Origin of the sequence: Ruegeria sp. HKCCE3926, assembly GCF_017872515.1 — a bacterium.
Taxonomy (GTDB): Bacteria; Pseudomonadota; Alphaproteobacteria; order Rhodobacterales; family Rhodobacteraceae; genus Ruegeria.
Map to the genome: position 1 here is coordinate 84,001 of NZ_JAEDOU010000005.1, position 15,002 is coordinate 99,002.

The window sequence follows — 15,002 nt, forward strand, 5'->3', positions numbered from 1 at the left end:
AGGGCATTATGGCACCATTAGACACCAAGCCATCAGGCGCACCCAAGGGCGTCTGGAAGTCAGGTAAAGGCAAGGGGCGGCACACGCCCAAAGGCCGACAGTTTACGGATGAAGCACAGGCCGAAATTGCGCGCCTGCTGGGCGACCGCCCACGCCGCCGCGACCTGTTGATCGAGTATTTGCATCTGATTCAGGACACGCACGGCCATATCAGCGCCGACCATATTGCCGCGCTGGCCGTCGAGATGCGGATCGGGCAGGCCGAGATTTACGAGACCGCGACCTTCTATGCCCATTTCGACGTGGTGAAAGAAGGTGAAACACAGCCCCCCGCGCTGACCATTCGTGTCTGTGATTCCCTGTCCTGCGAAATGGCTGGTGCGCAGCAGTTGAAAAAAGCGTTGGAGGATGGGCTGGACCCGTCCGAAGTGCGCGTTCTGCGCGCGCCCTGCATGGGGCGCTGCGACACGGCACCGGTGCTCGAGATTGGTCACAACCATATCGACCACGCGACCGCTGAAAAAGTGCAGGCCGCTATTGCTGCCGATGACACCCATGCTCATCTACCCGATTACGAAACCTTCGCGGCCTACGAGGCCAATGACGGCTATACCAAGCTGAAAGAGCTGCGCGAGGGCGGCGACTGGGAAGTGGTTCAGGAACAGGTTCTGGCCTCGGGCCTGCGCGGTTTGGGCGGCGCCGGTTTTCCGTCGGGCAAGAAATGGGGCTTTGTCCGCATGAATGACGGCTCGCGCTATCTGGCCGTGAACGGGGACGAGGGCGAACCCGGCACCTTCAAGGATCGCTACTATCTGGAACGCACGCCGCATGTTTTCCTCGAAGGTATGCTGATCGCCGCCTGGGCGGTTCAGGCGGAAACCTGCTTCATCTACATGCGCGACGAATATCCAGCCGTTCTGGAAATTCTGCGGCGCGAGATTACCGCGCTGGAACAGGCCGGAATCGTCGAGCCGGGCTATATCGACCTACGTCGCGGCGCGGGCGCTTACATCTGCGGCGAAGAATCCGCAATGATCGAATCGATCGAGGGTAAAAAGGGCCTGCCGCGTCATCGCCCGCCCTTCGTGGCGCAGGTCGGCGTATTCGGCCGCCCGACGCTGGTGCACAACGTGGAAACGCTCTACTGGGTGTCCAAAATCTGCCGGGAAGGTCCGGAGATCCTCAATTCAGTTGAAAAGAATGGCCGCAAGGGGCTGCGCAGCTATTCGGTCTCGGGCCGGGTGGCGAAACCCGGCGTCTACCTGCTGCCGGCAGGGTCGACCATTCTTGACGTGATTGATGCCGCCGGGGGCATGGCCGAAGGTCATGTGTTCAAGGCGTATCAACCGGGCGGGCCGTCGTCAGGTCTTCTCCCCTCCAGCATCGACGACGTCCCGCTCGATTTTGACACCCTGCAGCCGCTGGGCACCTTCATCGGATCCGCTGCGGTTGTGGTTCTGTCCGATCAGGACACGGCCCGCGATGCGGCGCTGAACATGCTGCGGTTCTTCGAGGACGAAAGCTGTGGCCAATGCACGCCCTGCCGGGCGGGCTGCGAAAAGGCGGTGAAGCTGATGCAGGCCGAGAAGTGGGATACCGACCTGCTGGAAGATCTGTGCCAGGTGATGGGCGACGCTTCGATCTGCGGTCTGGGGCAGGCGGCCCCGAACCCGATCCGCCTGGTCATGAAACACTTCGCTGAAGAAATCTGAGGGAGACAGAGCCATGCTTGATGCAAGCCCAAACAAGACCGTCACCTTCAACCTGAACGGCGATGACGTCACCGTGCCCGAAGGCACCACCATCTGGGAAGCGGCCAACGGCCGTGGACTGGTGATCCCGCATCTGTGTCACAAACCGGCGCCGGGCTACAAACCCGATGGCAACTGCCGCGCCTGCATGGTCGAGGTGGAAGGCGAGCGTACGCTGGTCGCCTCGTGCATCCGTCCGGCGGCTGACGGGATGGTGGTGAAAACCGACACCGACCGCGCCGAGAAATCGCGCGCCATGGTCATGGAACTGTTGGTGGCCGACCAGCCCGAGCAGCCGCATGACAAATCGAGCCATTTCTGGGATATGGCCAAGCTGAACGATGTCAGCGACAGCCGCTTTCCGGCGAAAGAGCCCGAGAAGATCCCGTTGCTGGATGACAGCCATGTGGCGATGCGGGTCAATCTGGATGCCTGCATCAACTGCAACCTCTGCGTCCGCGCCTGCCGCGACGTTCAGGTGAATGACGTGATCGGCATGGCCGGGCGCGGGCATACCGCGCAGGTGGTGTTCGACCAGAACGACCCGATGGGCGAGTCGACCTGCGTGGCCTGCGGCGAATGCGTTCAGGCCTGCCCGACCGGCGCGCTGATGCCCGCCACCGTCCTAGACGACCAGCAGCATGGCGACAGCAAGGATTACGATTCCGAAACCGAAAGCGTCTGCCCCTTCTGCGGGGTGGGCTGCAAGGTCAGCCTCAAGGTCAAGGACGGCAAGGTCAAATATGTCGAGGGCATCAACGGCCCCGCCAACGAAGGCCGTCTGTGCGTCAAGGGCCGGTTCGGGTTCGACTATATCCACCACCCGCACCGCCTGACCAAACCGCTGATCCGGCGCGAGGATGCACCGGCAAAAGGTCTGAACGTTGATCCCGGCAACCTGTCGACCCATTTCCGCGAAGCGACCTGGGAAGAGGCGATGGATCTGGCGGCCACCAGACTGATGGCCCTGCGCGACCAAGACCCGCGCAGCGTTGCGGGCTTTGGATCGGCCAAATGCACCAACGAGGAAGCCTATCTGTTCCAGAAGTTCATCCGTCAGGGTTTCAAACACAACAATGTCGACCACTGCACCCGTCTGTGCCATGCGTCGTCCGTTGCCGCTCTGATCGAGAACGTGGGCTCGGGCGCGGTGACGGCGACCTTCAACGAGATCGAGAATGCCGATGTGGCCATCATCATCGGGTCGAACCCGATTGAAAACCACCCTGTCGCGGCCACCTATTTCAAGCAGTTCGCCAAGCGCGGCGGCAAGCTGATCGTGATGGACCCGCGCGGCGTCGGCATGCGCAAATTCGCGGACGAAATGCTGCAGTTCCGGCCCGGTGCCGATGTCTCGATGCTGAACGCGATCATGAACGTGATCGTCGAAGAAGAGCTTTATGACAGCCAGTACATCCACCGCTGGACCGAGAACTGGGAGGCCGAGAAAGAGCACCTGCGCCAGTTCACGCCCGAGGCGATGGCACCGATCTGCGGCATCGATCCGGATCAGCTGCGTCGCGTTGCGCGCACCTTTGCCAATGCCAAGGCGGGTCTGATCTTCTGGGGCATGGGCGTCAGCCAGCATATCCACGGCACCGACAATTCGCGCTGCCTGATCTCGCTGGCCCTGATGACCGGGAATGTCGGCAAACCCGGCGCGGGTCTGCACCCTCTGCGGGGCCAGAACAACGTGCAGGGCGCATCAGACGCCGGGCTGATCCCGATGTTCCTGCCGGACTACAAGACGGTGACGGATGACGGCATTCGCGCGCAGTTCACCGAGGTCTGGAAATCGGACGATTTCTCAAACGAGAAGGGTTTGACCGTCACTGAGATCATTGACCAAGCCTATGCAGGCAACATCAAGGGCATGTACATTCAGGGTGAAAACCCGGCCATGTCCGATCCGGATGTTGGCCACGCACGTGAGGCCCTGGCCAAGCTGGACCTGATGATCGTGCAGGACATCTTCCTGACCGAAACCGCGAACTATGCCGATATCATCCTGCCGGCCTCGGCGCTGTATGAAAAGAACGGCACGGTTTCGAACACCAACCGTCAGGTGCAACGTGTCCGTCCGGCCGTGGCGCCTCCGGGTGAGGCACGCGAGGATTGGAAGATCACGGTCGAACTGGCGCAGCGTATCGGGCTGAACTGGGATTACACAGATGTGTCCGAGGTCTTTGCCGAGATGAAACTGACCATGCAGTCGCTTGACAATATCACGTGGGAACGGCTGGAAAACGAGACGATCACCTATCCGTCGCTCAGCGAAACCGATCCCGGCCAGCCTATTGTGTTCGGCGATGGCTTCCCCCGCGCGGGGGGCAAAGCAAGGTTCACTCCGGCCAATGTCATCCCGCCTGATGAAGCGCCCGATGATGAATACCCGATGATTGCCACCACCGGCCGTCAGCTGGAACATTGGCATACCGGTTCAATGACCCGCCGGGCAAAGGTTCTTGACGCGGTCGAGCCAGAAGCCAACTGCTCGATGAACCCGCGCACGCTGAAGCTGATGGGGATTGAACCGGGCGAAATGATCCGCCTGACCACGCGTCGTGGTTCGATTGAAATCATGGTGCGCGCCGACCGGGCCATTGCCGAAGACATGGTGTTCATCCCGTTTGCCTATGTCGAAGCGGCGGCGAACATCCTGACGAACTCGGCCATCGACCCCTACGGCAAGATCCCCGAGTTCAAGTTCTCGGCCATTCGTGTCGAAAAGATCGAGGATGCGATGGCAGCGGAGTAAGATCGCGGCCAGACTTAACAAGGGCGGCCTCTGGAAGGGGCCGCTTTTTTCTTTGCCGCGCCGTCGTTCAAACGATTGCCTCATCTGACTTGCCCCGGCAATTCGTCGCGTTTTCATTTGGTCGCGGCACCACGCAAATTTCCGCACTGGCGATGGCATCGCGCCCACCAACGAAATCGGAACCAGGCGTCCATAAGGCAATGTGAACACCCGTCACCTGCTGGTGCGAAACAAACGGATGGCTCAACGCGGCTTTTATTGGCAGCTGGTCAATAGTCACGCTCGAAGAACAGACCCAGGCCGGTTTCCCCTCGGCCATCGACCGTACCGCGCACCGTGAAATTGTCCGTGACATCGAGGTTTAGGTTCACTTCGGTGTCACCTTCGGTGTTCACGGTGAAATCCGTATAGAGGTTTTCACCCAGGTACGCGCCCGCGCCCAAACGGCCCGCGCCGCTTTCCGAAGCTCCTATGTCGACCGTGTCGACTCCGGTGGAGTCGCGGAGACCTTTGGTTGCATCACCACCCGCACCGCTAAGCTGCGCCAGTGATGCTGCCATTTGCGCGATCAGGAAAGGCGAGATTTCTGAAAACCGGTTCCCGAACAGCAACATTGCCAGCGCTTCTTCAGCCGGACGTTCAGGGTCGGAAAACACATTGACCTCAGGTGAATCCAGCGGGCCGGCAATTTCGATCGTCGCGGTGCCGTCAGACGTGCTGGCTGAAGACTCGAACTCGATATACGGGGTCAGGTCGCCCTGCAACGTGACGATCCCCTTGGTCAGTGCCAATCTGCGGCCCAGAATGTCGAAATTCCCTCGGATCAGTTCGATCTGACCGGACGGAACAACAGAGGCGGTAGTGCCGCCGATGAAAATTCGACCCCCCAGTTCTGCGTTCACCCCGCGTCCTCTGACGAAAACCGCCTTGGGTGCAAGCAGGCTGATATCCAGCGCAATACGGGATGCGCTTTTCTCCGATCCTTCGGTCACGACCAATCCGGCCCGCTCTCGCGTGATGAAACCGGCGCGACTTTCGTTGATGTGCTGGATGTCCGGGATAGGTGCCGCGCCTACCGCGCCGGACGCGGCGGCAAGGTTGATGTTGGTTTCGTCAAACGTGATCTGACCGGCAAGCGAACTGTTTCCGGCCAACGCCCCGGTCATGGCAATCTGACCGTTCAGGGTGGTTTCATACAGCAACCGGTCTGTCAGCACCAGGTTGTTCAGGGTGGTGGTAATCTGGGCGTTGAACGGAGGGGTCAGGTCAACAGGCCCGTTGACGGTAAAGTTGCCTCCCGCCCGAACTCCGCCATTCAGTGTAATGTTTGCGCGACTTTGCGCCAGATCCACCTGACCACTGATCCCGGTAATGGTCTGACCAACACCCGGAATGGCAAGGGATGTGCCCGAAGTGGTGACTGAACCGCTCAGCGACGCCAGCGCCGGAGCACCCTTGAGTGCCAGATCGAAGCGCGCCGACCCGTCGATCTTGTTGGGTGTGATGAAGACATTCGCGATCCCAAGGTTGATGCCGCCCTGTGCCTTCAGATCCGCCTGACCGCTGGTTTCATCAAAGGTGCCAGCCAACGTGGTGTCTATGTCGGCAGGCCCTTGCGCCTTGGCGTCAATCGTCCAGACACCGTTATCGCGTTTGGCCGTTCCCTTTGCTGCCACAGTGCCAGGAAATTCGGGAACGAACCGCTCGATCCGGTTCAGTTTGGCGTCAAAATCCACATCAGCCGAGCCATTCTGGCCGACCGTTCCTTGAAGGCTGGCGTAAGAGCTGTCAGGCCCGTCCAGGCGGGCAGTGCCTTCCAACCCAGAGCCGGTCGGAGCGACGTTCCCGCTCAGGTTCAGCGGGCCGGACAAGGTTTGCGACAGACGGGCAAGGTCATCCAGTTTGGCGGAAAAGTCCAAACCGCCGGCGTCTCGGTTCAGCTTGCCCGATGCATTCGCCGAAAGGGCCGTTCCTATCAGTTGGAACGTACGGATATCCAGGCCTTCATCGTCGTTCATCGCGTCCACGGTCAGGTTCGTTCGCCCCTGGATCAGGTCGTCAACGGCGTCGATCCCGGTTTTGATGTCGTCCGCCGCCAGATTGCCTTTTACGTCGAACGCTTTGCTGCCGACTGCGCCCTTGCCGACTATATCCGCACGGATCGCCCCTGCCAGATCGCGTTTTGCAAGGCTTGAAAACGGTGACAGGTCCGGGATGTTCAGATTGACCTGCCCGTCAATGGCAAGGGCTTTCCTTGGGTCGTCTATGGTGGCAGAGGCCTTGACGGTCAGCGCTGAACCGTTCACCGATGCGTCGCGGATCACAATCTGTTCCTGGCTCAGCGCACCGTCGAACGTGATCTCGTTGCGACCGACCAACAGCGGGTCGATCTCGGCCAGACCGGTTTTGATATCCCGGCCCGATACGCTGGCCGTGCCGTCAAACTCCAGCGTCTGAACAGTTCCTTTTCCTTTCAGTTTCGCTTGCACTGCACCCCCAAGCTCGCGTTTGGCAAGGCCCGAAAACACGGACAGGTCCCGGGAATTGACCGTCGCCTGACCATCGATCGTCACGTTGCCATCAGGGGTCGTTACGGTGCCGTCGGCCTGGGCGCGCAAGGTATCACCGATCAGGGTGAAATCTTGGATGGTTATGCCATCTGCGCCACGCTTGGCGTCGAGCGTTATTGCTGTGTTGCCCTTGATCACCGGATCGATGTCATCACGCCCGGTCGAGAGGTCGGTTCCTTCGACCTCCAGTTTGCCGTCGAAACTGCCTTCCAGTGGTGAGCCTTTACCGTTTAGACGGGCCGAAACCTGGCCTCCCAGCTCCAGTTGGGCCAGTTCCGAAAACCGGGACAAATCCGTGGCTTCCAAAGTGGCGGTGCCGTCGATGGCCAAACCGGTGGACAAGCCGCTGACCAATGCGTCGACACCCAATTCGTAATCCGAACCAACTAGTTCGAGACCGGTCAGGTTCAGGGATTGGTCACTGCCATAGTCAAAGGTGCCATCCAGAGTGATGAGGTCGCCTATTGCTGCATTCAGGGCCTCGTCCGCCAGATCAATTCCGTCCAACGCGGCCTGCAGATTGCCATTGATTTTTAGCGCTGCGCCCTGTTCCAAGGTCCCGTGAGCAGTAATTTGCGCGCGCTCCAAATTAACTTGCTCGGCCTGCACGGCGTTCGCAGTCAGGCTCAGGTCCCAATGATTGCCGTTTTTTTCGTCGTACAGCGCCGAAATCTGTGCCGCTCCAACGGACGTGTCACCGCCCGAGGCTGGAAGAGTTACCCTTTCACCCTCCGGTGGCGTTATGCGTCCTTGTAGGGCCGCGAGTTGCAATCGCCCACCTGCCGCCAACTGTAACTGGCCTTTCAGGTTCAGTGCTTGTGACGAGATCTCAAGTTCGTCAATTTCCAGCGCACCTTCAGGTTGGGTTCGCCCATCCACATAGAGCTGTGTTTTGGCACCGAAAAACGTATCCATTTCTTCGGCGACAAAAGGTGTCAAATCACCACCGAGATCGGCAGTAAACGCAATGCCCTCTTCCGCGCTGGCCGCGGCAGTCGGGGCCGAGCGTAACCGAACCTGCCCTGTCACCCGAGGCTGACCATCGCTGCTGAGACCGATATCGGCCGTAAAATCGGTCACGGGTCCGGACCCTTTCGCTGTCAGCGCGATAGGCGGGGTATCCGGCATTTCAAGAGCGGTCGAGATCAGGCCGCCCGCTGCCTCTGTCACCTGAAGATCAAGATTGATCTGGCTGTTTGAATTCTGAAAGCCCGCGGCCAACTTGATCTCATCGCCCGCCCGGTCCAGCCGCGTGATGTCAAGGTTGGTGTCCAGCGTTCCGTCGGCCAGTGACAGGTTGCCACTAACCGCCAGTTCTGCGGCCACTCCGATCAGGGGCTGGCCCAAAGCCAGCTCGTCGATGCGAATTTCACCGATTTCGATGGCTACGGGCAGTTCAGGCAGTTGGAAGCCTTTTGTTTCTGCGGTTGGCGACGGCGTGTCTTTGGTGGTGGTGCCCGGCGCACGGGCAACGTCGATTTCTTGTGCAGTCAAGGCATTGACCGAGAACCGCCCACGGATCAAAGCCAGCCGGTTCCAGTCAAGTTCGGCGTCCTTTATAGTCAGCCAGACCCCTTCGTCATCGGCAACCGTGATCTCGGCAATCGTGGCACGTGAACTCAGTGCACCTTGCAGGCCCTTGACGGTGACGTTCTGATCGTCGCCCGACAGGGTATCCTGTAGGAACCGCTCGATCATGCTGCCGCCTTCGTCCTCCTGCGGATGTCCGGCCACAGGCACGATTGCCAGCGCGGCGATCAGCAGAGGATATGAAAGGTGCCGTCTCAAAATGCCTGTCCGATCCCGATATAGAACTGTAGCCCGTCCCCGGTGGGACCGCTGACAGGATAGGCCAGATCAAGACGCAAGGGGCCAAACCCGCCCAGATCGTATCTTACGCCGATACCGGCGCCCGAGTGGTCTTCCGCGCCGCTGCCGACAAACGAAGATGTATCGACGACACCGTAGTCGTAAAACCCGACCAGCGACAGGCTGTCGGTCACCTTGCCTCGGATCTCGCCGGACAAGCCAATAAATGACTTGCCGCCCGCGACGCCGCTTCCGACCGGAATGCCGAGGCTTTCATACGGCTGCCCGCGAACGGTTCCCGCACCGCCCGAGAAGAACAGAAAGTCGGGCGTGACGCCATTTGCGGGTGGGCCGATTACCGATCCCAGTTGCGCCCGCCCCGCCAGTACAACCCGTCCTCCGGTACCAAGGCTGGTATAGGCACGACCGTCGAAAAACAGACGAATTCCCGTGTCGCTGCCGGAAAAGCCGACAAAGGGCATGATCTGGGAATCCAGGTAGAAACCGCGCGTTGCACTGACTTTGCTGTCACGCTCATCCCATTCGGATCGGAACGGAACGATGAAATACCTGAACTTGCGCCCGCTGCCATATGCGTCATCCGCGTCCGACCACTGGAACCCGGCCGATGCCTCGGCGTAAAGATTGTCCGAGAACGTCCGGCGCGCACCATAGGCCAGCGAAGCCACCGTCACATTGTAGTTTTCCGTGTTGCGGCGTTCCAGCAGGGCGCTCCAGAAGGTGTTGTCATCAGGTCCAAGCCGGTCAGGTTGATCCAGACGCAGCCCGATCCGGCCATCAATATCCTCTGCACCGCCAATATTTCGAACCGCCGCTTCGAAGCGCAGACGTTCTGCGCGCCTGAACATATTGCGATGGGTCCACGTCGCCGTCACATCCACACCATCGCGAGAGGCCAGTTCGACACCAAAGGTCAACCGACGTTTGGGCAGGTCTTCGAACGTGGCGTCGAAATCCAGTGTGCCATCGGGGTTTGGAACCTCTCGTTCCTGCAACGAGACCACGTTGAACGTGCCGGTCCGGCGCAACCGTGTTCCCACCTTCTGGATTTTCTCAGGGGAATAGACCTCTCCACTAGGGAACCCGGCGATCTTTTCGATGGATCTGTGGCGTACATCTGAATTGCCCTTGATGAACATCTTGCCAAATGTCAGCCTGCGCCCGGGATCAAGGTCGATCTGGGCATCCAGACGAGCTTGGGCGTGGCGCGCGATGATTGTCTGACCCGCAATTCCGGCTTTTGCGTGACCCGCGTCCCTCCATCCCTGAACACCGGCCGAGGAGGCCTGTTGAATGGCACCGGTCGTCGCCAGTTTCCCGGGGGCAAAATCCTCGGGGAGTTTGGTTTCAGGGGCCAGGGGCTGAACAGTGGCGGTGCCGAATTTGAAGCTTGGCCCGGTTTCAACGGCAATCGCAGCACGGTTTATTTGTGCAGGCACCGTGAGAGAGCTCAGCTCGGCCGCTTCCTGTCCATCAAGCTTGATGCTGACGACCGGGCTGAAATAGCCCTCGTCGTAAAGGATTTGCACGATCGTACGGTAATCCGACAAGGCCGCCGAGAGGATTTCAAGCGGGGTGTCGAGGCCGCGTTCTTCAGCCGTGGTTACTGAGGATGTCTGCTTGAGACGTTCAACCAGTTCTTTCGATGCACCAGGGGCGGTAAGAGACGTTTCCAGCGCCGCCAGCGTGGTTGGGGCCAAAGTCACAACTGTGGCCATCAGCCAGCGCCCCAGACGGCATTGCCGCTTGCTCCTTTGCATGAATTGCCCCAACTGTCCCAATTCCAGTTCTCTTGTCCGTGTCGTGCACGGCCCTTTGAATTCAGGTTAGAGCATCTGAAAGCGGATGGGGAAAGGAATTATACATGAGACGAGAATTTTTTCGACCAAATTGTGTTGAGGTTGCCCCCGGCTATTCGGCTGCCATAAGGCGGGCCACGTCCAGCATTCGCGCCGAGAAGCCCCATTCGTTGTCGTACCAGCCAAAGACCCTGACCTGATTTTCACCCACCATACGGGTCTCGGGCCCGGCAACAACCAGCGATTCAGGGCGGGACCGCAAGTCGGACGAGACCAGCGGCAAATCAGTCCAGCCAAGCACCGGGGATGCAGCAACGGATTGTTTCAGGGCTTGATCGAAGGTTTCGGCGCTCATGCCGCGCTGCAATGTGACCACGAGGTCCACGGCTGACACACTTGCCGTCGGAACGCGGACAGCCGCGCCCGAGATACGCCCGGCCAGATGCGGAAGGACGACGTCGATCAGGTGCATCGCGCTCGATGTGGTCGGAACCATCGACAGCGCCCCAGCCCGGGAACGGGCAAGGTCGCCACGCGGCGCATCCACCATCGGTTGGCTGTTGGTATAGCAGTGGATGGTGGTCATGTGCCCCGACACGATACCGCCGATATCGTCGATGACCTTGACCAGTGGCACCAGCCCATTTGTGGTGCAGGATGCGTTTGACACAATCCGGGCGCTGCCCAACTGGTCTTCGTTCGCACCCAGAACGACGGTGACATCAGCAGCAGGGGAGGGGCCTGAGATCAGCACTTTGCCTGCGCCCGCAGACAAACCGCGACGCGCAACGTCCGAACTGCGGGCGATACCCGTACAATCCAGCATGACGTCAACGCCCGACAGATCAACGCGGGTCAGATCAGCGCTGTGTGTCATGGGAATTGAGTGACCATCCACGATCAGCGCGGCGTTCCCAGTGGACACATCGCCGGAATAGGGGCCAAACGTGCTGTCGTATTTGAACAGGTATGCACAGGTGTCCAGCGGCGCGATGTCATTGATCAGCACCAGCTCGATATCTGACCCTGCCGGCAGGGCCAGAACCTGCCGCAGGATCGTACGGCCAATACGGCCGAATCCGTTTATTGCGAGTTTCATGCGCAAGCTATGGCAGGCCGGTCCGGCGACCTCAATGCCTGATCTGACGCTGTGTCAGTTGCAGCTGACCTGCGAGAAAAACTGGCCCGAGATGTTCTGATACATGCTGGCCACGATCGGCTTGCACCCGGTTGCCTGCTGAATTGCGGCAATGGCCTGAACGGTGCGCAGGCGCGGTGGCGGGCCGAATGGGTTGAGGTTGTTGTTGTCACGCGTGGCGCGATAGACGACCGGCGCGTCGGAAACCTGTGTCACCGCCCAGGTGCGGCTCATGACGAACACGGATTTGGTTTCTTCCTTGGCCGAGATGGGGGATGCAAAAAGGGCCGCGGATGAAGCGAGTGCTGCGACGGCCAGCAGGGCAGGGCGTAGTTTCATGGAACAATCTCCAGTGCTCAAAATCAGAATTTACTTGGATTTCAGCAAATTCCGGCCCGCCTGTGAAGCCCCAAGGTCAGAAATTTGCGACGCCACCCCGTCGGGCAGGTGTTACCGACGAGCTGTGGGCAATGGCAAATGCCGGTTGCAGCACCTGTGCCGCCAATGCCTGACCCACCCCGGATCGCCTGTGTTGCGGGCTTGCGAACAGGGGGCACGCAGACAGATTTTTTGGTATGCTTCGAAGGTACGTGTCGGGGGCTTGGCCCTGCCGGGTTAGGGGTATAACCTTGACCACAAATGATTTCAGCTCTGCGAGGCCGCCATGAATGCCCCAAGTTTTACCGCCATCGCCGCATGCGGCATTCTATTGATGAACACCGTGGTCGAGGCCAAGCCGCTGTCCCGAATCATAGCCGAGATGGGGTTGTCTCCGGCAGATTTCGAAGTGGTCAACGCAGCCTCGAACGCGCTTTTGACCAGCGGTACGCCTTCCGTGGGCCAGGAACGGTCATGGAAGAATGACGACACGGGTTCCAAAGGGACAATCCGGGTGCGATCGGTACAGGGAAACTGCGTTGGTCTTCAGCATGTGATTCAGCCGGACGGCGGTGATCAGAGCAGGGAAATCCGAACTCGCCGGTGCAACGACGGCAACGGCAATTGGATCCTTACGCCCTGATCATCAGCTCAGATTTCAGTAACCCTGATCACGATTGACTTCATGCAGCAAGGCCGCGCCGGAGCTGAGGCGCCGGAAGTTTTCAGCCACATCCGACAAGGCGTCGCCCAGATGCCAGCCTGAAACATGTGGTGTGATCGTCACACCGGGGTGGCGCCATAGCGGGCTGTCTTGTGGCAAAGGTTCCTGCGAGGTGACGTCCAAAACGGCATGCCCCGGAACCCCTGCGTCCAGTGCCGCGATGAGGGCGTCCTCATCAATCAGATTTCCGCGCCCGGCGTTCAGCAGCTGACTGCCGGGTTTCATCGCCGCCAGCATCCGGGCATCAAACAGGCCAGCGGTCTGAGGGGTCGAGGGCAGGATGGCGCAAACGTGGTCACATTGGCCAAGAAGCGCGGGCAACGCGTCCTGCCCATGCATGCAAGTTACGCCTTCAATGGCTTTGGGCGTACGGCTCCAGCCCATGACTTGAAAGCCCACGGCGTGCAGCATCCGCGCGGTGCGGGCGCCGATGTGGCCAAGACCCAGAACACCGACCACGGTGTCCGGGGTAAAAACCGGTGCTCGCGGGGACCACTCGGCGCGGGTTTGAGCCGCTTCGTGAAACGCCATGTGTCGCTGAGCGCGCAGGATATAGGCCAGAAACCACTCGGCAATGCCCTGTGCCGGTGCGTCAGGCTTCAGGCGGGTGATGCGAACGTGACCGGGCAGACCGGGATGGCTGACAATGGTCTCGACCCCTGCGCCCAGCTTTTGTACCAGTTTCAGGTTCGGCAATCGCGTCGGGTGGTCACGTTGCATGTCAACCACGGCCAGCATGGTTATGTCATCAGGATTGCCCAACGTTTCGGCGGTGCGGATATCCGCATCCGGTAACACGGCCTGTAAACTGCGGGCAATTTCGTCATCACTTATCCAGTTGGACAGCCCGGTTTCGATCAACAACGCCATGTGCGGCTCCTGCATGTGTTTGATGTGGTGACGTCCCGTCACTGCGGTGGACAGGGCCCGGGCAGTTAAGCCATCCTTGAGGCAAAAGTATAGCCCGGACCCGGTGCTTCAGAGGGACATTTCCGAAAACATGACAATCAGCCTGGCCGTGCAAATTCATGATCATCTGCAAGACGTTGCTGATATGACCGGGGTCGAGGTCACTCGGATGGATGACGCATGTGTCCCTGGCGGTAATGGCGAAACTGATCGCAAGGCCGGCGTGTCCTACATTTTCGCCGCCAAAGTCGGAATGGGGAAAGTGTTTGAACGCCTGGGTTCAGACAAACGGAAACGATTTGCGCAAGAACAAACCTGAGGATCACATGGCGGAAGCGCTCGACTTTACCAACACGACTTATTTTCATCAGCGCGAGGACGGGGCGTTTGTTGGTAACGATGCCGCGCGCGGGCCTTGGTCTGCCGCACATTGCCACGCGGGGCCGGTCAGCGGCTTGATCGTACGGGCCGCAGAAACCGAAATCGGCCCCGAGAAGATGCTGACCCGACTGACTGTCGATTTGCTGAGGCCGCTCCCGCTGGCCGGGCTTCGCGTTGCGGCAGAAACCACGCGCCACACAAAGACGCTTGGGACCACGCGGGTCACGGTGCACGATCTCGACGATACGTTGTGCGCCACGGCCACAACCATGCATCTTTTGCGGCGCGATCTGGGGCAGGTGCCGAATGTCGAGATGGATGCACCGAAAATAGAGGACGTTGTCGATGGCCCTTTTCCGATAGGTGAAATTCGCCACGACCTGCCAGGCTTTGCCCATTACAGCGATATTCGCTATCCCGCAGGGGGAAAACAGGGTGCCGGGCCCAAAACGATTTGGATGCGTACTCCGCAGCTTTTGCAGGGCGAGGATCAATCGCCCATACAGGCCCTGTGCCCGTTGGCGGATTGTGGAAACGGTATCTCATGGAATGCGCCGACCACTGAAATGGGGTTCATGAATACGGACCTGACCGTGCATATCCACCGTGAACCGGTTTCGGATTGGCTGGCCTCAAAATCGATTTCGCATTGGCAGCCTTCCGGCATCGGCATGTCTCAGTCCGTCCTCTTTGATACGCAAGGTCCGGTGGGCACAGCGCTGCAAACACTGGTTCTGTTCCCGCCGACCTGATGGTGGGCCGGA

Annotated in this window: 10 protein-coding genes; 5 read left to right on the forward strand and 5 right to left on the reverse strand. The window is 59.7% G+C overall.

The window, feature by feature from the left end; all coding sequences use genetic code 11:
- Positions 1-8 precede the first annotated feature (8 nt).
- Together I9184_RS13985 and fdhF are read left to right on the forward strand one after the other, a co-directional pair.
- Complete coding sequence (locus I9184_RS13985; protein ID WP_209834905.1) at positions 9-1,712, forward strand: NAD(P)H-dependent oxidoreductase subunit E; 1,704 nt, start codon at positions 9-11, stop codon at positions 1,710-1,712.
- Positions 1,713-1,725: 13 nt separating this feature from the next.
- The gene (fdhF, locus tag I9184_RS13990; RefSeq protein ID WP_171724459.1) at positions 1,726-4,509 is read left to right on the forward strand and encodes a formate dehydrogenase subunit alpha; all 2,784 of its coding nucleotides are present in this window, start codon (positions 1,726-1,728) and stop codon (positions 4,507-4,509) included.
- Positions 4,510-4,778: 269 nt separating this feature from the next.
- Here the strand turns inward: fdhF and I9184_RS13995 are convergent, their stop codons facing one another.
- The 4 genes from I9184_RS13995 to I9184_RS14010 all read right to left on the reverse strand — a co-directional run bounded on the left by I9184_RS13995 (position 4,779) and on the right by I9184_RS14010 (position 12,185).
- Positions 4,779-8,867 (reverse strand): translocation/assembly module TamB domain-containing protein, encoded by a 4,089-nt coding sequence (locus I9184_RS13995; protein WP_245218134.1) that lies wholly within the window; start codon positions 8,865-8,867, stop codon positions 4,779-4,781.
- Entirely contained in the window at positions 8,864-10,669 is a 1,806-nt protein-coding gene (locus I9184_RS14000) for a BamA/TamA family outer membrane protein (RefSeq protein ID WP_209834907.1), read from the reverse strand. Before I9184_RS14000 ends, I9184_RS13995 begins: the two co-directional genes overlap by 4 nt.
- Before the next feature lie 151 nt (positions 10,670-10,820).
- Positions 10,821-11,807: a glyceraldehyde 3-phosphate dehydrogenase NAD-binding domain-containing protein gene (locus I9184_RS14005; protein WP_209834909.1), complete on the reverse strand. Its 987-nt coding sequence runs from the start codon at positions 11,805-11,807 to the stop codon at positions 10,821-10,823.
- A gap of 54 nt (positions 11,808-11,861) precedes the next feature.
- A complete protein-coding gene (locus I9184_RS14010) occupies positions 11,862-12,185 on the reverse strand; it encodes a hypothetical protein (RefSeq protein WP_170344942.1) in 324 nt (107 codons plus the stop codon).
- A 325-nt stretch (positions 12,186-12,510) separates the two neighbouring features.
- On the opposite strand from I9184_RS14010, the gene I9184_RS14015 reads away from it, so the two are divergent.
- A complete protein-coding gene (locus I9184_RS14015) occupies positions 12,511-12,867 on the forward strand; it encodes a hypothetical protein (protein WP_209834911.1) in 357 nt (118 codons plus the stop codon).
- Positions 12,868-12,882: 15 nt separating this feature from the next.
- Here the strand turns inward: I9184_RS14015 and I9184_RS14020 are convergent, their stop codons facing one another.
- Positions 12,883-13,818, reverse strand: a complete 936-nt coding sequence (locus tag I9184_RS14020; protein WP_209834913.1) for a glyoxylate/hydroxypyruvate reductase A — start codon at positions 13,816-13,818, stop codon at positions 12,883-12,885.
- 130 nt (positions 13,819-13,948) lie between these two features.
- On the opposite strand from I9184_RS14020, the gene I9184_RS14025 reads away from it, so the two are divergent.
- Positions 13,949-14,176, forward strand: coding sequence for a hypothetical protein (locus tag I9184_RS14025; protein WP_171636793.1), 228 nt, complete (start codon positions 13,949-13,951; stop codon positions 14,174-14,176).
- Positions 14,177-14,183: 7 nt separating this feature from the next.
- Positions 14,184-14,990: a thioesterase family protein gene (locus tag I9184_RS14030; RefSeq protein ID WP_171724455.1), complete on the forward strand. Its 807-nt coding sequence runs from the start codon at positions 14,184-14,186 to the stop codon at positions 14,988-14,990.
- Positions 14,991-15,002: the final 12 nt, after the last annotated feature.